Origin of the sequence: Mesorhizobium caraganae, assembly GCF_016836705.1 — a bacterium.
Lineage (GTDB): Bacteria > Pseudomonadota > Alphaproteobacteria > Rhizobiales > Rhizobiaceae > Mesorhizobium > Mesorhizobium caraganae.
The window spans coordinates 618,244-637,540 of sequence record NZ_JAFCGY010000001.1 but is presented as its reverse complement, the minus strand read 5'-3'; the positions used below and the strand labels follow the sequence as shown (position 1 = coordinate 637,540).

The window sequence follows — 19,297 nt, the reverse complement described above, 5'->3', positions numbered from 1 at the left end:
ACGGCCGGGGCGTTAAGAGGGGACCGAATTCCAGCCCGCTCTATCCTGCGGAAACCGACGAAGCGCTGCAGATTTGACACTTCAAAGCCCAAACAGAGTGAAGGTGCGGCCGACCGAGGTCTCGGCGGTGCTGCGCCGCATCCTGGCTGAAAACAGCCGCGACTATCGCTGGCACTATGCCGTCGCCATCATCTGTTCGCTGCTGGTTTCGGGCACGACGGCCTTCAGCGCCTGGATCATGGCGCCGATGGTCAACCAGATCTTCTACGAACGGCAGGGCGGCGCCGTCTTGTGGATCTGCGCCGGTTTCATGGGCGCCTTCATGATCCGCGGCTTCGCCGGCTACGGCCAGGCGGTGGCGCTGGCCACGATCGGCAACAATCTGGTGGCGCGCTACCAGAGACGCATCTTCGATCATCTGATGAAGCTCGGCGTCGACTTCTTCAACGACACGCGTTCGGGCCGGCTGGCGGCGCAGGTTAATGAGAATGTCGGCGGTATTCGCGACCTTTTGTCGTTGACCATCGTCTCGATCACCCGCGACGCCGTCACGCTGGTCGGCCTTGTCGGCGTCATGATTTACCAGGATCCGGTGCTGTCGCTGAGTTCACTGCTGATCGGACCGCCGCTGATCTGGGCCGTCGTCTACATCACGCGCCGGGTACGCAAGATCAACCGGGAATCCGTGCTGATCAATTCCCGGCTGATCGGGGCGGTGCAGGAGGCCACGCAAGGCATCGCCATCGTCAAGGCCTTCACCATGGAGGAGGAGCTGTCGCGCCGCATCGGCGACCTCGCCGCCAGCGCCGAACAGCGCAGCAACAAGATCGCCCGCGTTTCGGAACGGCTGTCGCCGATCTCCGACATGCTGGCTGGCCTCGCGGTGACCGCGGTCATCGGTTATTCCGGCTATCGGGCACTGGTCCTCGGGCAGCCGCCGGGCGCGGTGTTTTCGTTCATCACCGCGCTGATCCTGGCCTATGACCCGGCGCGACGTCTAGCGCGCATGCAGGTCAGCATGGAGCGGGCGCTGGTCAATGCGCGCATGATCTACGAGCTGCTCGACCGCGAGCCGAAGCAGGGCGACGCGCCAGGCGCCACAGAGGCGCATTTCACCACCGGCGCGGTGCGGTTCAACAACGTGTCATTCCGCTATGTCGAGGAAGTGCCGGTGCTGCAGGATCTGAGCTTTACCGCCGCCGCCGGCAAGATGACAGCCATCGTCGGCGCTTCGGGCGCCGGCAAGACGACGCTGGTGGCGCTGCTGCAGCGTTTTTACGATGTCGATGCAGGCACGATCGAAATCGACGGCCAGGACATTTCGAAAGTCACCAAACACTCGCTGCGAAGTTCGATCGCCTATGTCTCGCAGTCGCCCTATCTGTTCGAAGGCACCATCCGCGACAACATCAGGTATGGCCGGCTTTCGGCCACCGATGCCGAGATCGAGCAGGCGGCGATCCAGGCCGCGGCCGACGACTTCATCCGCCAGCAGCCGCAAGGCTACGACACGCCGGTCGGCGAAAGCGGCGCGACGCTGTCGGGCGGCCAGCGCCAGCGCGTCTCGATCGCTCGCGCCATCGTGCGCAACGCACCGATCCTGCTGCTCGACGAAGCGACCTCGGCGCTCGACAACGAGGCCGAAGCCCGCGTCCAGGAAGCGCTCACCCACGTCATGGCCGGCCGCACCACCATCGTGATCGCGCACCGTCTGTCGACCGTGGTCAATGCCGACCACATCATCGTCATGGAGCAGGGCCGGCTGGTCGAGGAAGGCACGCACGCCGCGCTGATGGCCGATCCGCACAGCGTCTACGCCCGCTTCCACCGCGTGCAGGGCAAGAAGGGGCTGGGGCTTGTCGACGACGCCAAGCCAATCCAAACTCCGCTGCCGCGCTTGCGTGGAAAGAAGGTGTTGGGGAGGACCGTATGAGCGAATCCGGCGATATGGGCCTGGTGGTGGTGGGGGCGGCCGGCCGCATGGGCCAGACGCTGATCCGCGCTATCCATTCGATCCCCGGCGCGCGCGTCGTCGGCGCGGTCGAACGGCCCGGGTCGCCCTATCTCGGCAAGGATGCCGGTGAACTTGCCGGCATCGGCATCATCAATGTGACGATCTCAGACGACCCGCTGCCGGTGTTCGCCAAAGCCGACGGCGTGCTCGATTTCACCGCTCCGGCCGCTACCGTCGAGTTCGCCGGCTACGCCGCGCAGGCGCGCATTGCCCATGTCATCGGCACCACCGGCTGTTCGGCGGAAGACAACGCCAAGATCGAAGCCGCGGCGCGCCACGCGACGATCGTCAAATCCGGCAATATGAGCCTCGGCGTCAATCTGCTGGCGGTGCTGGTGGAACAAGCGGCGCGCGCGCTCGACGCCGACGATTTCGACATCGAGATCCTCGAAATGCACCATAAGCACAAGGTCGACGCGCCGTCAGGCACCGCCTTGCTGCTCGGCGAAGCGGCGGCGGCGGGACGCGGTATTGCGCTTACCGGCAACGATGTGCGCGCGCGCGACGGCCATACCGGCGTGCGCAAACCTGGAACGATCGGTTTCGCCAGCTTGCGTGGCGGCTCGGTGGTCGGCGACCACAGCGTGATCCTGGCCGGCACCGGCGAGCGCATCACCCTGTCGCACCATGCCGAGGACCGCGCGATCTTTGCCCGCGGTGCCGTAAAGGCGGCGCTTTGGGCTCGCGCGAAGAAGCCTGGACTGTATTCGATGCGGGACGTGCTCGGCCTGAGCTGAGGCATCTATTTTTCTTACGCAATTCCGGACGGAAAACCGCTACACACTTTTCCTGGAATTGCTCAGACCCACCCCACAACTCGAAGGAGCAAACATGTCGGGAACTCTCGTGCTCGTGCGCCACGGCCAGAGCGAATGGAACCTGAAGAACCTGTTCACCGGCTGGCGCGATGTCGACCTGACCGAGCAGGGCCACAAGGAGGCCAAGGAAGCAGGTGCGAAGCTCAAGGCGCGCGGGCTGAAATTCGACATCGCCTTCACCTCGGCACTGATCCGGGCGCAAAAGACCTGCCAGCACATTCTCGACGCCGTCGGCCAGAGCGACCTCAAGACGATCCGCGACCAGGCGCTGAACGAGCGCGACTATGGCGACCTCTCCGGCCTCAACAAGGACGACGCGCGCAAGAAGTGGGGCGAAGAGCAGGTGCACATCTGGCGCCGCTCCTACGACGTCCCGCCGCCCGGCGGCGAAAGCCTGAAGGACACCGGCGCCCGCGTCTGGCCGTACTATCTGCACGACATGCAGTCGCATGTGCTGAGGGGCGGCACGGTGCTGGTCGCAGCGCACGGCAATTCGCTCAGGGCGCTGATCATGGCGCTGGACGGCAAGAGCGGCGAGGAGATCGTCAGGCTCGAGCTCGGCACCGGCGTGCCGGTGATCTACAAGCTCAACGCCGATTCCACCGTGGCGTCGAAGGACGTGCTGGAAGGCTGAGGCTTCAGCTTCGTCCCCTTCTCCCCTTCACTATACTGGGAGAGGATGCCGGCAGGCAGGTGAGGGGCAGCGCCAACGGCGGGAACTAAGCCGGCATGCAGCGGCCCGTCGAAAAAAGCGCGTTGACACCTGTCGCTTGCCCGCTTACATGAGCCCGCACCAGCCCAGATGGCGGAATTGGTAGACGCGCACGGTTCAGGTCCGTGTTCCGCAAGGAGTGGAGGTTCGAGTCCTCTTCTGGGCACCACCCTTCGCTCTTCGAGCTTCGGGTGGCAGGCCACCCGAAGTCGTTAGACGAAGGAGTGTCCTCCGAAGCCTTGGCGAAGGAGGACTGGTGATGGTTTGATTGAGCCCGCTGGGGCGCATCAATCTTCGTTCAAAAAAAGCCCGGTTCGTCCGGGCTTTTTTTGTTGCCAGCTTGCAGGCGCATCCCTTGCCGTCTGTCCTCGCCAACGGCTGTCTGCCAACGATCGATCCGATTTGCTGAATGTCATCTAAATGTCATACGCCTTGGCTACATGACGATAAATCTGGATTTATGGATACGTGGACAAAGAGACCGCCCTTCTCGCGCTTGCGGCGCTTGGCCAGGATACAAGGCTGGAGGTTTTCCGGCTGCTGGTTCGGGCCGGCGCTGAAGGCGTGCCCGCCGGCGAGGTCGCATCGCGCCTAAGCATCGTCCAGAACACCATGTCGGCGCATCTGAAGATACTTGGCCATGCCGGGCTGGTCCGCGCCGAGCGCGAGGGGCGCACCATTCGCTATGTCGCCGACATGACCGGTTTTCGCGACTTGCTTGCTTACCTCATGGAGGATTGCTGCAACGGTGCCCCGGAGCTTTGCCAGCCGGTAATCCAGGCGGTGACTTGCAAGTGTTAGGCCGGCAAATGGCAGGGGAGGAAGCAATGAGCGATCAGATTTACAACGTGTTGTTTCTGTGCACCGGTAATTCGGCGCGGTCGATCCTCGCGGAGGCGATCCTGAACCGTGTCGGCGCCGGCAGGTTCAAGGCCTTTTCCGCCGGTTCCCATCCGAAGGGTGCGGTCCATCCCTATGCGCTGCAGCTTCTGAAGACCCTCAACCACGATACCTCCTTTGCCCGTTCGAAGGACTGGGAGGAATTTGCGGTGCCGGGCGCACCGGAGATGAATTTCGTTTTCACTGTCTGCGACAACGCAGCCAATGAATCCTGTCCTGTATGGCCGGGGCGGCCGATGACGGCGCATTGGGGAGTGCCCGATCCCGCAGCCGTCGAGGGCACGGATGCTGAAAAGCACCTGGCATTCGCCGATGCCTACCGCATGCTCAACATCAGGATTTCAATCTTCGTAAGCCTGCCGATGAATACGGTCGACAAGCTTGCCTTGCAGAAGCGCCTGGATGAGATCGGTCGCAATCACCCCAATGCAGGCTGAACAGCATGGCCACTGATTTGTCACGGCGCCTTGTCGCCGAAGCGCTCGGCACCGCCATGCTGGTTGCCGCGGTCGTCGGTTCGGGCATCATGGCCGATCGCTTGACCGACGACGTGGCACTTTCGCTGCTCGGCAACACGATCCCGACGGGCGCTATGCTGGTGGTGCTGATCACCATTCTTGGGCCGATTTCCGGGGCGCATTTCAATCCGGCGGTGACACTGGTCTTTGCCTTGCGACGGGAAATCCAGACAAAGGCGGCTATCGCTTACGTCATCGCCCAAATCACGGGCGGCATCGCAGGTACATTCCTGGCGCACGCCATGTTCGACCTGCCGATCCTGCAAATCTCCCAGACCGTGAGGGCCGGAAGCGGCCAGTGGATCGCGGAGATCGCGGCCGCCTTTGGCCTTGTCTTCACTATTCTTGCCGGCCTGCGTTTTCGCAGCGACGCCATTCCGTGGCTGGTCGGGCTCTACATCACATCGGCCTATTGGTTCACCGCCTCGACCTCGTTTGCCAATCCGGCCGTCGCCATCGCGCGTGCCTTATCGAATACATTTGCCGGCATCCGGCCGCTCGATGTCCCGGCCTTCATCGTCGCCGAACTGCTTGGCGCGCTACTCGCCATGGCGCTGGCCGGCTGGCTGCTTTCAGTACCCAAACCCGAGCCAGAGATGAAAGCTGCGCAATGACCATCACCATCTATCACAATCCCGATTGCGGCACCTCACGCAACACGCTGGCGATCATCCGCCAGTCCGGCGAGGAGCTGGAAGTGATCGAGTATCTTAAGACGCCGCCGTCGCGCGAAAGGCTCGTCGAGCTGATTGCGGCGATGGGGATGACACCGCGCGACTTGCTGCGCGAGAAGGGTACCCCCTATGCCGAGCTCAACCTCGGCGATCGCAAATGGAGCGACGGCGAGATTGTCGATTTCATGCTGGCGCATCCGATCCTGATCAACCGGCCGATCGTGGTGACACCGCTCGGCGTCATGCTGGCGCGGCCGTCGGAAGCGGTTCTCGACATCCTTCCAAATCCGCAGATCGGCGCCTTCACAAAGGAGGACGGTGAGGTCGTCATCGATACCGAGGGCAAGCGCGTCATCTGAGCAGCGTGTTATTTCGATGGCAGTCGAAATAACACTTGACGGCCTCGGTCACTGGCGTATTGTATTTCGATGAAACTGGAACAAGCAGCAAAACAGCTTGAAGCGCTCGGCAACCCGACGCGGCTGAACCTCTATCGCACGCTGGTCAGGGCCGGTGCAGCCGGCAGGCCGGTCGGCTATTTGCAGGAGAGTATCGGCATCGCTGCCTCGACTTTGTCGCATCACCTGCACCGGCTGATCCTCACCGGCCTGGTGACTCAGGAGCGGCAGGCGACGACGCTGATCTGCCGCGCCAACTATCCCATCATGCAGGATCTGATCGGTTTCCTCGCCGACGAATGCTGTGCCGATGCCGCCTGCACTCCCGCCACCGGAGAAGTAGCCGCGTAATTTTTTTGCTTGTTATTTCGATAATCCCGGAATGATGGAAGGTATAGAAATGACCCCGCAAAGCGATCTACCCATTGCCGTCATCGGCGCCGGTCCGGTTGGGTTGGCGGCAGCGGTCCATCTGTTGGAACAGGGCCTGCCGGTGAAGGTCTATGAGTCCGGCAGCGGCGTTGCGTCCAACCTGCGGGATTGGGGCCATGTCAGGGTGTTCACGCCCTGGCGCTATTGCATCGATCGCGCGGCGAGAAAATTGCTCAAGGCCCATGGCTGGCACATGCCGGAGCCCGAGGCATTCCCCACCGCCGGCGAGCTTGTCGAGCATTACCTGGAACCGCTTGCCGGGCTGCCGGAACTGGCGCCGGTGATCGAAACCGGCGCTCGCGTCATTGGTATCTCGCGCTGGGGCGCCGACAAGGTGCTGAGCAAAGCACGCGAGACGCGGCCCTTCATGCTGGTGGTCGAAACGGCCAATGGCACAAGGCGAGACAGCGCCCGCGCCGTCATCGATGCCTCCGGCACCTGGCAGATGCCCAATCCGCTCGGCGCGGGCGGAATCGCGGCCGAGGGCGAGGCAGAGAATGCCGACCGTATCGCCTATGGCATCCCCGATATTCTCGGCCGTGACCGCGCTCTTTATGCCGGCCGCAGGACGCTGGTTGCCGGTTCGGGGCACTCGGCCGCCAATGCGTTGCTCGAACTCGCCAGACTGGCCGATGCCGAGCCCGGCACCGCGTCCATCTGGGTGACGCGCGGCACCGACCTCGTGCGCATCTATGGCGGCGGCGATGCCGATGCTTTGCCGGCGCGCGGCGAGCTTGGTGCCGATGTTCGCGAACTGGCGGAAAGCGGCCGCGTCTCGCTGGTAACAGGATTTGCGACCGTCGCCATCCGTGCGCAAGAAAATCGTCTGGTCGTCGAAGGCGAGACCGCAGGCGGTTTGCGCCAGGTCGGCCCTGTCGACCGCATCATCGCCGCAACCGGGCAGCGGCCCGATCTCTCGCTGACCAGGGAGCTTCGCCTCGACCTCGATCCGTGGCTTGAAGGCGTCAAGGCACTGGGGCCACTCATCGATCCCAACGAGCATTCTTGCGGTGATGTGCCGCCGCATGGCCACCGTGAGCTCAGCCATCCCGAGCCCGACTTCTACACGGTCGGCATCAAGAGCTATGGCAGGGCGCCAACCTTCCTGCTGCTGACGGGTTATGAGCAGGTCCGCTCTGTCGCCGCCGCGCTTGCCGGCGACATGGTTTCCGCCGACGCAGTGAAACTGGTGCTGCCGGAAACCGGTGTCTGTACGGTGCCGTCTTCTTCACTTGGCGATGCCTCAAAAGGCTGTTGCGGCGGCCCGGCAGCAAAGGAGGCGGATGCCTGCTGCGTCGCCGATGCCGAGGCGAAAGCTGTCGGCAAGGGTGGGTGCGGTTGCGGCGTTGCCGCGTGAGCCCGCTGCCACCATCGACGGCCGGCATGCGCGGCCTAAAGCGACAGATGCTTCATGAAATAGATGGAGACTTTCGGCTGGCCATGCGGGTCGACAAAGTGGTGCGGGACAGAGCCGACCTCATGCCAGTCGAGCCGCCTGTAGAGTCGCTCGCTGGCCCCGCCCTCGACCGTATCGAGGAGGAGCAAAGTCCGTTTTCTGCTCATAGCCTCACGCTCGACCGCCTGCATGAGAGCGAGACCGATGCCTTGCCGCTGGAAGTCGCGATGAACAAGGAGTTTGTAAACCTCGGCCCGGTGTGGCGCGTTCGGCTCCGGCGAAAGATAAAGTTGAACCGTGCCGACGACACGGCCGTCGATATCGGCGCAGATGAGGAGCCGTTCGCCTTCCCTCACCGAACGGAAAACACCCTCCCAATGCGCCAGCGCCTGAGGCTCGTCGAAAGGAAGCACGAAGCCGACGAGCGCGCCGTCTTCGACGCTCTGGATCAGCATCTCGGCCAGGGCCTGCACATGAAGCCTTGCCTCATTCTCATCAAACACGGCGATGCGCATCAGGCTTTTCCTCTTGAGGGGTCAGAAATAGCGGGCTTTTACGGGCGCGTGAAGGCACCGACCATAGCCGCTTTGCTCGCTTCCCGGGAGCATGCCTGAGTGGCTACAATCCCAAGTCGTCCGGTCATCGTCACGACCCTCGGCCTCACGCAAATCATGGCATGGGGCTCCTCCTACTATCTGCCGGCCGTCATTGGCCCTGCCGTGTCGGCCCAGACCGGCTGGCCCTTTCCCTGGGTGATCGGCAGCCTGTCGCTCGGGCTGCTTGTCGCGGGCCTGATATCGCCGCATGTCGGTGCCGCGATCGAACGCCGCGGTGGCCGCATGACGCTCGCCTTCAGCGCCGTTTGCCTGGGCATTGGCCAGCTCGTTCTTGCCGCGTCGCCGACGCTGGCCGTCTTCGTCGCCGGCTGGCTGATCATTGGTTTCGGCATGGGCGCCGGTCTTTATGACGCCGCCTTCAGCGCGCTCGGACGGCTGTATGGGCGCAGCGCCCGTTCGACCATCACCAGCCTGACGCTGTTTGGCGGTTTCGCCAGCACGGTGTGCTGGCCGATTTCGGCGTTTCTGCTCGATGCGTTCGGCTGGCGCGGCGTGTGCCTGGTTTATGCGGCACTCCAGCTTGTGGTGGCATTGCCGGCCTATCTGCTCATCCTGCCGCGCGGCGTTCCCGCCGAAGCGTCTGCGCAGACGACTGTCGCGCCGGAACCGGGCCTGGCGCCGCGCAGCCTGCCGCTGATGGCGACGCTGGCGGCAAGCATCACGTTCTCAGCGGTCATATCGTCGACCTTGTCGGTGCATCTGCTGACCGTGCTGCAATCCACCGGCCTGGCGCTCGGCGCGGCGGTCGGCCTCGGCGCGCTGGTCGGTCCTTCCCAGGTCGGCGCCCGCGCCATCGAGATGATGATCGCGCGCTATCACCATCCGATCTGGACGAAACTTGCCTCGGTGACGTTTGTTGTCATCGGTGTGGCGACACTCTGGACCGGGCTGCCGGTACTGCCGGTCGCCCTGGTGTTCTACGGCGCTGGCATCGGCCTGGAATCGATCGCGCGCGGCACGTTGCCGCTCGCCCTGTTTGGCGCCACCGGCTATGCGAAGCTGATGGGTCGGCTCGCCATGCCGAGTTTGATCGCTCAAGCCGCGGCGCCCTCCGTCGGCGCGCTGCTGCTTCAACATACCGGTGAGCGGGGATTGCTGACGGTGCTGCTCGGCCTCGCGCTGATCAACGTGGCGCTGGTCGGCACACTGTTTGCCTTGAAGCGCGAGGCCATGCGACGCATCCGCACCAGCTAACGGCAAGTTGCCAGGCGCTCCAATCGGCGTTGAAAAGTTGTTTCAGGTCAGTATCAAGCCGGCCAACAGGACCGCGAAGAGCACCGAAGCCGGCACGGCAAGAAGCCACCGAGCTTCCAGTACGCTGTTGTGTGGATCATCCATTGCCTTGTTCCCCGGTGAAAAGCTGGCTCCAGCGCTCCTCCCGCGCTGGAGCCGCAGCCGATCGGCTCAACCGCCGGAGGCGGGAGCCGGGGCTGGAGCCGCCGGCGCAGGCGCAGGTGCCTCAACCTTGGGCGCTGAGGCAGGCGCCTCGACCTTGGGAGCAGAGGCTGGCGCCTCGACCTTGGGCACGTCGACCTTCACGTTGACGTCTTCTCCACCACCGCCGCCATTGAGATTTATGACGCCGGTGACAAAAAGCAGGGCAACGATTGCAACGATTGCGACAACAATCGCTACCGCCGTTCCTGCGCCCCCTCCAGAATTCACAACAGTTGGTCCGTCGGCCATGTCTTCCTCCTTTAAGTTTCTCGAGGGGCAACGGCGGCTGTAAGCCTTTGTTCCTGCTCAGGGTATTCAGTCGTAGTACGATAAGACTTCGGTCTGAACCGGAGCGGCTTCCAAACGCACACGCCTCCTATGTTTGGTCAGCCAAGGAAACCCGCCCCACTCGCGCCTCCCAGTCACCGGACATTCCGAGCCTCGTTCGGCGGCCCGGAGCGTGCTTCGGCTGCGTGGGACCTAAGTCCGATAAAACGAGCAATGGTCCTATGGGCAGGACTTTTTGGGAACACGGAGCACGTCTGACTGTTGTTTGAGATCGCGGTTTGAAGCCGGAGCTTGCCTGCGACTTAGGTTTTGGTGTGAACAGGGAGAGCCGTCGTGAACAGGATCATATGGGCCGTTGGGGCTGTTGTTATCGTCATCGCCATACTGAGCTTTTTTGGGCTCCGGTAAGACCGGCATTTGGGTGCAAAGTTATGACGCAATCCGTGCAAGCGCCGATCCTGTCCGAGACCAGCCAAGATCGGGAGATCAATTGTGAAGTCGCATTGGAGGCGGCATTTGGCGAGCTGGTGGCGGCGGCATTGGCTCAAGGGTGGACACCCCAGGAAACAGCTGCCGCTTTGGTCAACATAGCTGCCGAGCACGCCCAGAAAGTCGACGAGCTTGTCGTAGACGCCTCACCTGCTCACACTGCCTAGGTGGCCGGTCCAGTTGGCCTCAGAAGGAGCGTTGCTCCTCCTGCAGACGAAGTCGCGGGGCCAGACCTGCCCTTCCGGTCAGGCTGCCAACAAACCGCTTCAAACCCGGCGCCCATGACGCTACGCTCCCAACCATGGCCCCACCCGCCCAGCCGATCACAGTCACCCGCCGCGACCAGATGTTTCCCATCCTGGGCGACGCCGATATCGAGCGCATGCGCCGGTTCGGCGAGGCGAGTTCTTATGAAGCGGGCGAGCATATCGTCACCGCGGGCAGCGTGGCGCCCGGTCTGATCGTCATCCTGTCGGGCGCGGTCGACATCACCCAGGATGTCAGGCCTGGCCGGCGCGAGACCATCGTCACCCATGGTCCCGGCAACTTCATCGGCGAACTGGCGCAGCTTTCGAGCCGGCCATCGCTGGTCAATGCCGAAGCGAAAGAGCGGGTCGAGGCCTTCGTCATTCCCTCGCAGCGGCTGCGCGACCTGATGGTGCAGGAGGCCAGCCTTGGCGAGCGGATCATGCGGGCGCTGATCCTGCGCCGCGTCGGGCTTCTGGAAAGCGGCAGCAGCGGGCCGATCGTCATCGGCCCGGCCGGCAATGGCGATACGCTGCGGCTGCAGGGGTTTCTGCGCCGCAGCGGGCAGCCGCACCGGGCGCTGGACTCCGACACCGACCCGTGCGCCAAAACGCTGATCGGGCATTTTCATGTCGACCCGCACCATCTACCGATCGTGCTGTGCCCCAACGGCAAGCTGATGCACAATCCCGGCGACACCGAACTCGCCCGCTGTATCGGCCTGCTGCGGCCGATCGACCCGGACAAGGTCTATGACGTCGCCATCGTCGGCGCCGGTCCGGCGGGGCTGGCGGCCGCGGTCTATGCGGGGTCCGAAGGCCTGTCGACCATCGTGCTCGATTGCCGCGCCTTCGGCGGCCAGGCCGGCGCCTCCGCGCGCATCGAGAACTATCTCGGCTTCCCCACAGGCATCACCGGCATGGCGCTGATGGCGCGCGCCTACAACCAGGCGCAGAAATTCGGCGTCGAAATCGTCATCCCCGACGAGGCGAAGCTGCTCGGCGCCGCCGGCGACGCGCCGGGTTACAAGCTCGACGTCGGCGACGGCGAGAGCGTCAAGGCACGCACGGTCGTGATCGCCAGCGGCGCGCGCTACCGCCGGCTCGACATTGCCAATCTGGCCGAGTTCGAGGGAACGTCGGTGCACTATTGGGCCTCGCCGATCGAGGCGCGGCTGTGCGCAGGACAGGAGGTGGCGCTGGTCGGCGCAGGCAATTCGGCGGGGCAGGCGGCTGTGTATCTCGCCAGCCAGGTGCGCAAGGTGACGATGCTGGCGCGCCGCGGCGGCCTCGACTCCACCATGTCGCGCTATCTGGTCGAACGCATCAAGGCACAGCCGAACATCGAGGTGGTAACCGAAACCGCGATCGAGGCGCTGGAGGGCGAGGCGGGCAACCTGACCGCGCTGCGCTGGCGTAACCAGAGGACGGGCGTCGAGACGACGCGCCCGATCCAGCATCTCTTCCTGTTCATCGGCGCCGACCCCAACACCGACTGGCTGGCGCACTGCAATGTCGCGCTTGATGCCAAGGGTTTCGTGCGCACCGGCGCCGACATAGCGGCGGACCAGATGGAGACCAGCCGCAGCGGGGTCTTCGCCATCGGCGATGTGCGCTCCGGGTCGATCAAGCGGGTGGCAGCCGCCGTCGGCGAGGGCGCCCAGGTGGTAGCGGCCTTGCATGCCTATCTCGCGCGAACCGACGCAGCAGCGCCCGAACTGGCCAGGAGAGCATGATGGATGAATGCAGGCACACGACAGGCATCAAGACGGTGACGCCGAGCGCGCTCGGCTGCGAGGAATGCCTGAAGAGCGGCTCGATGTGGGTGCATCTCAGGCTCTGCCGCACCTGCGGCCATGTCGGCTGCTGCGACGACTCGCCCAACCGCCACGCCACCAAGCACTTTCATGCCACTAAGCACCCGGTCATCGAAGGCTACGACCCGCCGGAAGGCTGGGCCTGGTGTTTTGTCGACGAAGTGTTCATCGACCTCGATGGCGACGTGACGCCGCAGAACGGCCCGATCCCGAAGTTTTTCTGAGGCGGCGCCCAGGTGCATCGTCGCACCGCGCCTGTCGAGGCTCGCTCGGACTAATCCGGTTTGGTGGTCCAAGCTCCCACCTCGGATCGGCCCATCAAGGTGCCGCTCCGACCAGCCTCGGAAAGAATGCGGTCTAGTAGCGTCGGATGGCCGATTTCGGAGGATGCGGCAATTCCGAGCCTTTCCATGGTTGGCAATTGCGTCTCAACCAGATCAGTCACGAGATGCGCGACCTCCAGTGCTCGTGGCCCAGAACCGATGACCGCCTCCAGTCTCAGGTTCGGTGCAGGCAACCCAGCATCCTCGAACACTGACGCGAGACGTGTGCCAAGGCGTGCTTGGGCGCCCGCTGCTTCAATTGTCCGGCTGAGCCAGTTGCAAACTCGATCGTAGGTCGGCGACGATGGAGACGATCGGGCACCATCCCAATCCAGTTCGTGGAATGCGACGATCCCCTCGGGTCGCAAGTGGCGCACGATGCGCCGGAGTGAACGTGCCGGGTCAGGCAGGAATTGGAGAACATAACGGCCGACCACAGCGTCGAACGGCTGTTCAAAATCTAATTCGGCCGCATCGCCATGCCTGAATGAGACCCGGCTTGTATTGGCCTCCTTGGCCCGTAACGTAGCCCGTTCGACAGAGGAAACCGAAACATCGGTGCCGACAACCTCTCCGGTCGTCCCTACCATTTCCCGACAGAGAAACGCGACATCGCCCGCCCCGCTGCCGATGTCGAGAACGCGCATTCCCTTTCCTATTCCGGCAGCCTCGAGGAACCGTCGCGTTATTGGATCGATCAGTTGGGCTTGCGTCGTCAGGCGGCGCAATTCCGCCTCCGCATAGCCAAGCGCATAGTCGGCTTCGTTCATGACGAACCTCAATTGGGGATCTGGCAACGTCCGAAGGCGACAAATAGCCTAGCACAGACCGCCGGTCCATCTCACGAGAAGTCTATGGCTGTCCGGGCTATGAACGCGCCTATCGCACGGAGCCCGTAACGGTCCGGTCGATGGCATCGGGATGGCGGTCGTTGCCGGCAAGCGTGGCTATGACCAGAAGGCTGACGACGACCGGGACAAACAGGATGGCCACGCGGGCCTGCACATAAAAAATGGCGCGCCATTCGCTGCGCTTTTCCGGGCTGTTGTCCATCACACTCACTCTTGCCATGCCTCCCCCGGCGGGAGATAGCGGCGAAGGGTTAAGCAAAGGCTTCCGGGTTTGTTAACGGGGAACGTAGCTCGGGCGATAATGACAATGTCATTACGAGCTGCTATGCTGAAACGATGAAGCACGAATCTCCAACCGAAGCTTCCAAGCGAAGCACGCTGAACATTCGCATCAAGCCCGAAGACCGGGGCCTGATCGACGAGGCTGCGCGCGCGCTCGGAAAAACGCGAACGGATTTCATCCTCGATGCAGCACGGCGCATGGCCGAGGATACGCTGCTCGACCGCACTGTCATCAAGGTCTCGCCGGAAGCCTATGCGGAATTCCTCGCTTTGCTCGATGCGCCGGCCAAGCCTGATAAGCGCTTGTCCAAGCTGATGAACGCTCGCTTGCCATGGGAGACGGGCGAATGAGCCGGATGGATTTTCGAACATCCAAGGAATGCGCGACGCTGTAATGACGCTGCGACCGCCAGAGCCCCTGGACCGCACCCATGACCTGTCCTCGTTTTCGTCCGGTGTGCCGGTCCTGGACGACTGGCTGAAACGCCGAGCGCTGGCCAATCAGGACAGCGGCGCGACACGTACGTTCGTCGCCTGCCGAGACGGCAATAGGGTTGTTGCCTACTATGCACTGGCGTCGGGCGGCGTTGCCGCCAGCTATGCGTCTGGTCGTTTCAGGCGCAACATGCCGGACCCGATCCCTGTCGCCATTCTTGCTCGCCTTGCCATCGATGCCTCCCATCAGCGTCAGGGGTTGGGCATGGCGCTCATGCAGGACGCTGCGCGCCGGGTGATGAATGCAGCAGACACCCTTGGTATACGAGGCATCCTGGTCCACGCGATTTCCGAGGATGCGCGGGCCTTTTACACAAAGCTGGGCTTCAATCCCTCGCCGCTTGACCCGATGACGCTGATGATCTCACTGCCGGATTTGCGCCTGGCCGCAGACGACGACTAAACAACAGCTTCACGGGTTCTTCGCTACCAAGCAGACAGCTGCCTAAGCGCTTAGCGCCTGCTCCAGATCGGCGATCAGATCATCGCCATCCTCGATGCCGGCGGACAGCCGCACCAGCGAATCCGATATCCCGATCTCCGCGCGCTTTTCCGCCGGGATGGAGCCGTGCGTCATCAGCGCGGGGTGCTCGATCAGGCTTTCGACGCCGCCGAGGCTTTCGGCCAGCGTGAACAATTGCGTGCGTTCGAGGAAGCGCTTGGTGCCGGCGAGGTCACGGTCGAGGTCGACCGAGATCATGCCGCCGAAGGCGTGCATCTGCTGGACGGCGATGGCGTGCTGCGGATGGCTGGCGAGGCCGGGATAGACAACGCGGCGCACGCCTTTTCGCGCTTCCAACCATTGCGCGATCTTAAGGCCGTTCGCCGAATGGCGCTCCATCCTGAGCGCCAGCGTCTTGATGCCGCGCAGCGCCAGAAAACTGTCGAACGGGCCGGAAATGGCGCCGATGGCGTTTTGCAGGAATTTCAGCTGGGCGGCGAGATCCTTGTTGTCGCCGACGACCGCGACGCCGCCGACCATGTCGGAATGGCCGTTGAGATATTTTGTCGTCGAGTGGACGACGATGTCGATGCCGAGCTCCAGCGGCCTCTGGATATAGGGGCTGCAGAAGGTGTTGTCGGCGACCGTCAAAACGCCCTTGCGTTTGGCCAGCGCCGCAACGCCTTCGAGGTCGACGATGCGCAGCAGCGGGTTGGTGGGGGTCTCGACCCAGAGCAGCTTTGTCTCCGGGCGGATCGCGGCTTCGACGGCGGCGAGGTCGGTGAAGTCGACGAAGCTCACCTGCAGATTGGCCGAGCGCTTGCGCACCCGCTCCATCAGCCGGAACGAGCCGCCATAGATGTCGTCGGTGGCGACGATATGGGCGCCGCTGTCGAGCAGTTCCAGCACGGTCGAGATCGCTGCCAGACCGGAGGCGAAAGCGAAGGCGGCCGAGCCGCTTTCGAGATCGGCCACCGCGCGCTCGAACGCGAAGCGCGTCGGGTTCTGGCTGCGGGCATATTCGAAACCCTTGTGCACGCCGGGCGACTGCTGGCCATAGGTCGAGGTCGCGTAGATCGGCACCATGACGGCGCCGGTCAGCGGGTCGTGGCTCTGGCCGCCATGGATGGTGCGCGTCGAGAAAGCCAGGCGGTTTTTGCCCGTCGGGGTGTGTGCAGTCATCGTGCGCGCCTCAAATGATTGATCAGGTCGATACGGGTTATCAGGCCGACGAACTCGTCGCCATCGAAGATGATGGCGACCTCGTTGCGGTCAAACACCGGCAAAAGCGCATCCAGCGTCTGGCTGGCCTGCAGCGTGTGCAGATTGGAGGTCATGGCGGTGCGCACCAGGGCGTTGAAACGATCCCAGCGGCCGTCATAGGGACCGTCGACCTTGGCCAGTATGTCGCTTTCATCGACGATGCCGACGAGCTTGCCGTTGTCCAGCACCGGCAGCTGCGAGACGTCGGAGCGGCGCATGCGGCCATAGGCGTTGAGCAGGCTTTCGTCGGGGCCGACATAGACAGTGTCGCCGGTGCGGTGCGAGCGCATGACGAGGTCGCGCAGATCGCCATGCTGCTCCTGCTCGGCGAGACCCTGCTCGGCCAGCCAGAAATCGTCGAAGACCTTCGACAGATATTTGTTGCCGCTGTCGCAGACGAAGGTGACGACGCGTTTCGCAACAGTCTGCTCGCGGCAATAGCGCAGCGCCGCCGACAGCAGCGTGCCCGAGGACGAGCCGGCGAGAATGCCTTCCTTGGACAGGAGATCGCGCACGGCCAGCATGCTTTGCTTGTCGGGTATGGAATAGGCCTTTTTGACCAGCGACAGATCGGCATTGGGCGGCACGAAATCCTCGCCGATGCCTTCGACGGTCCAGCTGCCGGCCTCTTCCATCTTGCCGGTCTTGATCAGCGGCGCCAGCACCGATCCGACCGGGTCGGCGAGCACCATCTCGGTCTTCGGCGAGACTTTCGCGAAGTAGCGGCCAAGCCCGGTCAGCGTGCCGCCGGAGCCGACGCCGACGACCACGGCGTCGAGATTGCCGTCGAGCTGCGAAAAGATTTCCGGGCCGGTGGTGGTCTCATGCGCCTTAGGATTGGCCGGATTGGCGAACTGGTTGGCGTAGAAAGCGCCGGGCAGTTCGGCGGCAATCTTCTCGGCCATGTCCTGGTAATATTCGGCATGACCCTTGCCGACATCGGAGCGCGTCATGCGCACTTCGGCGCCGAGCGCACGCAGATGCTGGATCTTTTCGCGCGACATCTTGTCGGGCACGACGAGGATGATGCGGTAGCCCTTGGGGATGCCGACCTGGGCGAGGCCGAGGCCGGTATTGCCGGCGGTCGCCTCGACGATGGTGCCGCCACGCTTAAGCTTGCCCTGTTTCTCGGCCGCCGCAATCATCGACAGCGCGATGCGGTCCTTGATCGAGCCGCCGGGATTCTGGCTTTCGAGCTTGATGAACAGCCGGCATTTTCCGGTGTCGAACTTGGTCAATTCGACCACCGGCGTCTGGCCGATGAGGTCCAGGACCGAGGCATAGGGCGGACGCAGGCGTAACAACGCGCCGTCCGAACTGCCAGGCGCAGCTTTTCTCTGCTCGCTCATATCGATGTGCTCCCTTGATCAAGCGACCGCCAAGAGCATGATGCCGAAAAGTGCGGAGCGGTTTTCGGACGACATCATGCTCTACTTCTTTGATTCAGCCGGCAGAGCGGCAGCGTAGCTTCTTTTCCAGCCGTTTGCAGGCGGAAAGAAGATAGATCGTGCCAATCAACTGGCCAGAGGGGGAATGGAATTCCAAGCGGCGCTTGATCTCCCCCCTCGAGGGGGAGATGTCGCCGAAGGCGACAGAGGGGGGTCGCCGCGCGCGGAGTGCTAGCCTCCTTGCGCTGCGATAGGGGCCGAGTCCGGTCGGACCGACCCCCTCTGGCCGCTTCGCGGCCATCTCCCCCTCAAGGGGGGAGATTAGGCCTCAACTGCCGCCTGGCTTTCGATCTCGATCAGTGCATCGCCTTTGGGTTGAGCCGCTCGATCGTCATTGTCCGTCTCCAATGCCATGCCACCAAACGGCAGCCGGCAGGCCGTTTCAACGCACCATCTCGTTCGTTGCCGCCGGCATTTTCACCGTGCTAGCCGAACGGATGCGGGGCAATGCAAGGATCGTTTCAATGAAGATCATCGCCTATGACAATTTCAAGCCCGGCGTCACCCTGGACGATCTAAGGCCCTATCTGCGCGACGAGGTCTCCAATGTCTGGCGGCTGTGGAAGGCCGGCATCGTGCGCGAGAATTATGCGCGCGCCGATGTCGGCGGCGTCATCATCGTCTTCGAGCTCGACAGCGTCGAGGATGCCAGGCGCTACACCGACGATTTTCCACTGTCCAAGGCAGGCCTGCTGGAATGGGTTTTCCTGGCCTTCGATTCGGCACCCTTGCCGCTCGAATATCTCTTCGATCCGACCATCGACATCGCCAAGCCCTGGGATCGGACGGCGGCATGATCCGGTCGCGCGAAGGCATCGAGATCCCCACCAGCCTGGCGGAGTGGTGCGATCCCGCCCGCATGGCGCTGGTCGTCTACGACATGCAGGTCGGCATCTGCCGCCAGGTTGCCGGCGCGGCCGAGATCGTCGAGCGCACCGGCATTGTGCTTGAGGCGGCGCGCTCGGCCGGCATGCGGGTGGCGTTCACCCGCCATCTGTCGCTGCCGCTGGAATGGATGGGCGCCACACAGCTGCGCACCGCCATGGCCTGGCAGCGACGCGACAGCCCCGATGCGGTCGAGCCATGGTTTCTGCGCGACGCTGAGGCGACGCAGATCGTACCCGAGCTGGCGCCCCGCGCCGACGAGGCGGTGTTCGACAAGCTGACCATGTCGGCTTTCGATTCTACCTCGCTCGGCTTTGCCTTGCGCGATTGCGGCGTGCGCGCCATCGCCATTGCCGGTATCGCCGTGGAGATCGGCATCGAGCCGACCGTGCGCCAGGCGACCGACAACGGCTTTGCAGCTGTTGTGATCGAGGACGCCTGCGGCTTCGGCAACAAGGAAGCCCGCGATCGTTCCATGGCGACGCTTCGCTTCCTCGGTGAAGCAGTCATCACCGACGTCGCCGGCTTTTGCGGCGCGCTCGGCGGGCGGTAG

Annotated in this window: 23 protein-coding genes and 1 tRNA gene; 18 read left to right on the top strand and 6 right to left on the bottom strand. The window is 63.5% G+C overall.

The genetic code is table 11. The features are described 5' to 3' along the window. Window positions 1-73 precede the first annotated feature (73 nt). The 10 genes from JQK88_RS03100 to JQK88_RS03055 all read left to right on the top strand — a co-directional run bounded on the left by JQK88_RS03100 (window position 74) and on the right by JQK88_RS03055 (window position 7,823). Window positions 74-1,933: an ABC transporter ATP-binding protein gene (locus tag JQK88_RS03100; RefSeq protein WP_203277393.1), complete on the top strand. Its 1,860-nt coding sequence runs from the start codon at window positions 74-76 to the stop codon at window positions 1,931-1,933. Then, on the top strand, window positions 1,930-2,751 hold the full coding sequence (gene dapB, locus JQK88_RS03095; protein WP_192258700.1) for a 4-hydroxy-tetrahydrodipicolinate reductase: 822 nt from the start codon (window positions 1,930-1,932) through the stop codon (window positions 2,749-2,751). Before JQK88_RS03100 ends, dapB begins: the two co-directional genes overlap by 4 nt. A 94-nt stretch (window positions 2,752-2,845) precedes the next feature. Further along, on the top strand, window positions 2,846-3,466 hold the full coding sequence (locus tag JQK88_RS03090) for a 2,3-bisphosphoglycerate-dependent phosphoglycerate mutase (protein WP_203277392.1): 621 nt from the start codon (window positions 2,846-2,848) through the stop codon (window positions 3,464-3,466). Window positions 3,467-3,628: 162 nt separating this feature from the next. Then, window positions 3,629-3,713: transfer RNA gene (locus JQK88_RS03085), tRNA-Leu, on the top strand. Between the two features lie 299 nt (window positions 3,714-4,012). Then, window positions 4,013-4,345, top strand: a complete 333-nt coding sequence (locus JQK88_RS03080; protein WP_112559132.1) for an ArsR/SmtB family transcription factor — start codon at window positions 4,013-4,015, stop codon at window positions 4,343-4,345. Between the two features lie 26 nt (window positions 4,346-4,371). Next, entirely contained in the window at window positions 4,372-4,881 is a 510-nt protein-coding gene (locus JQK88_RS03075) for an arsenate reductase ArsC (protein ID WP_203277391.1), read from the top strand. Window positions 4,882-4,886: 5 nt separating this feature from the next. After that, window positions 4,887-5,576 (top strand): aquaporin, encoded by a 690-nt coding sequence (locus tag JQK88_RS03070; protein ID WP_203277390.1) that lies wholly within the window; start codon window positions 4,887-4,889, stop codon window positions 5,574-5,576. Next, entirely contained in the window at window positions 5,573-5,995 is a 423-nt protein-coding gene (gene arsC, locus JQK88_RS03065) for an arsenate reductase (glutaredoxin) (RefSeq protein WP_203277389.1), read from the top strand. Before JQK88_RS03070 ends, arsC begins: the two co-directional genes overlap by 4 nt. A gap of 69 nt (window positions 5,996-6,064) precedes the next feature. Beyond that, a complete protein-coding gene (locus JQK88_RS03060; RefSeq protein WP_192251964.1) occupies window positions 6,065-6,385 on the top strand; it encodes an ArsR/SmtB family transcription factor in 321 nt (106 codons plus the stop codon). A gap of 49 nt (window positions 6,386-6,434) precedes the next feature. After that, entirely contained in the window at window positions 6,435-7,823 is a 1,389-nt protein-coding gene (locus tag JQK88_RS03055) for an NAD(P)-binding protein (protein WP_203277388.1), read from the top strand. A gap of 35 nt (window positions 7,824-7,858) precedes the next feature. Here the strand turns inward: JQK88_RS03055 and JQK88_RS03050 are convergent, their stop codons facing one another. Continuing rightward, window positions 7,859-8,377 (bottom strand): GNAT family N-acetyltransferase, encoded by a 519-nt coding sequence (locus JQK88_RS03050; RefSeq protein ID WP_192251958.1) that lies wholly within the window; start codon window positions 8,375-8,377, stop codon window positions 7,859-7,861. Between the two features lie 156 nt (window positions 8,378-8,533). Between JQK88_RS03050 and JQK88_RS03045 the strand changes: the two genes are divergently transcribed. Further along, the gene (locus JQK88_RS03045) at window positions 8,534-9,673 is read left to right on the top strand and encodes an MFS transporter (RefSeq protein WP_203277936.1); all 1,140 of its coding nucleotides are present in this window, start codon (window positions 8,534-8,536) and stop codon (window positions 9,671-9,673) included. A gap of 210 nt (window positions 9,674-9,883) precedes the next feature. Here the strand turns inward: JQK88_RS03045 and JQK88_RS03040 are convergent, their stop codons facing one another. Continuing rightward, the gene (locus JQK88_RS03040) at window positions 9,884-10,165 is read right to left on the bottom strand and encodes a hypothetical protein (RefSeq protein WP_192251955.1); all 282 of its coding nucleotides are present in this window, start codon (window positions 10,163-10,165) and stop codon (window positions 9,884-9,886) included. 470 nt (window positions 10,166-10,635) lie between these two features. On the opposite strand from JQK88_RS03040, the gene JQK88_RS03035 reads away from it, so the two are divergent. From JQK88_RS03035 to JQK88_RS03025, 3 genes are all read left to right on the top strand, one after another. Next, complete coding sequence (locus JQK88_RS03035) at window positions 10,636-10,860, top strand: hypothetical protein (RefSeq protein WP_192251952.1); 225 nt, start codon at window positions 10,636-10,638, stop codon at window positions 10,858-10,860. 134 nt (window positions 10,861-10,994) lie between these two features. Then, window positions 10,995-12,674: an FAD-dependent oxidoreductase gene (locus JQK88_RS03030; protein WP_192251949.1), complete on the top strand. Its 1,680-nt coding sequence runs from the start codon at window positions 10,995-10,997 to the stop codon at window positions 12,672-12,674. Next, window positions 12,671-12,979: a UBP-type zinc finger domain-containing protein gene (locus tag JQK88_RS03025; protein WP_162711954.1), complete on the top strand. Its 309-nt coding sequence runs from the start codon at window positions 12,671-12,673 to the stop codon at window positions 12,977-12,979. Before JQK88_RS03030 ends, JQK88_RS03025 begins: the two co-directional genes overlap by 4 nt. Before the next feature lie 50 nt (window positions 12,980-13,029). Here JQK88_RS03025 and JQK88_RS03020 read toward each other — a convergent pair whose 3' ends face one another. Then, window positions 13,030-13,848 (bottom strand): methyltransferase domain-containing protein, encoded by an 819-nt coding sequence (locus JQK88_RS03020; protein WP_192251946.1) that lies wholly within the window; start codon window positions 13,846-13,848, stop codon window positions 13,030-13,032. A 109-nt stretch (window positions 13,849-13,957) separates the two neighbouring features. After that, window positions 13,958-14,149, bottom strand: coding sequence for a hypothetical protein (locus JQK88_RS03015; protein WP_192251984.1), 192 nt, complete (start codon window positions 14,147-14,149; stop codon window positions 13,958-13,960). Between the two features lie 116 nt (window positions 14,150-14,265). Between JQK88_RS03015 and JQK88_RS03010 the strand changes: the two genes are divergently transcribed. Beyond that, window positions 14,266-14,562, top strand: coding sequence for a type II toxin-antitoxin system TacA family antitoxin (locus tag JQK88_RS03010; RefSeq protein ID WP_192251943.1), 297 nt, complete (start codon window positions 14,266-14,268; stop codon window positions 14,560-14,562). Window positions 14,563-14,605: 43 nt separating this feature from the next. Continuing rightward, entirely contained in the window at window positions 14,606-15,109 is a 504-nt protein-coding gene (locus JQK88_RS03005) for a GNAT family N-acetyltransferase (protein WP_192251940.1), read from the top strand. A gap of 42 nt (window positions 15,110-15,151) precedes the next feature. Here JQK88_RS03005 and JQK88_RS03000 read toward each other — a convergent pair whose 3' ends face one another. Both JQK88_RS03000 and JQK88_RS02995 read right to left on the bottom strand, forming a co-directional pair. Then, the gene (locus tag JQK88_RS03000; protein ID WP_192251937.1) at window positions 15,152-16,330 is read right to left on the bottom strand and encodes a trans-sulfuration enzyme family protein; all 1,179 of its coding nucleotides are present in this window, start codon (window positions 16,328-16,330) and stop codon (window positions 15,152-15,154) included. Next, window positions 16,327-17,760 carry a pyridoxal-phosphate dependent enzyme gene (locus JQK88_RS02995; RefSeq protein ID WP_192251934.1) on the bottom strand — a complete coding sequence of 478 codons (1,434 nt, stop codon included), beginning with the start codon at window positions 17,758-17,760 and terminating at the stop codon, window positions 16,327-16,329. The genes JQK88_RS03000 and JQK88_RS02995 overlap by 4 nt, the downstream gene beginning before the upstream one ends. Window positions 17,761-18,323: 563 nt before the next feature. Between JQK88_RS02995 and JQK88_RS02990 the strand changes: the two genes are divergently transcribed. Both JQK88_RS02990 and JQK88_RS02985 read left to right on the top strand, forming a co-directional pair. Then, on the top strand, window positions 18,324-18,656 hold the full coding sequence (locus JQK88_RS02990) for a hypothetical protein (RefSeq protein WP_192251931.1): 333 nt from the start codon (window positions 18,324-18,326) through the stop codon (window positions 18,654-18,656). Beyond that, window positions 18,653-19,297, top strand: a complete 645-nt coding sequence (locus JQK88_RS02985) for a cysteine hydrolase family protein (RefSeq protein ID WP_203277387.1) — start codon at window positions 18,653-18,655, stop codon at window positions 19,295-19,297. Before JQK88_RS02990 ends, JQK88_RS02985 begins: the two co-directional genes overlap by 4 nt.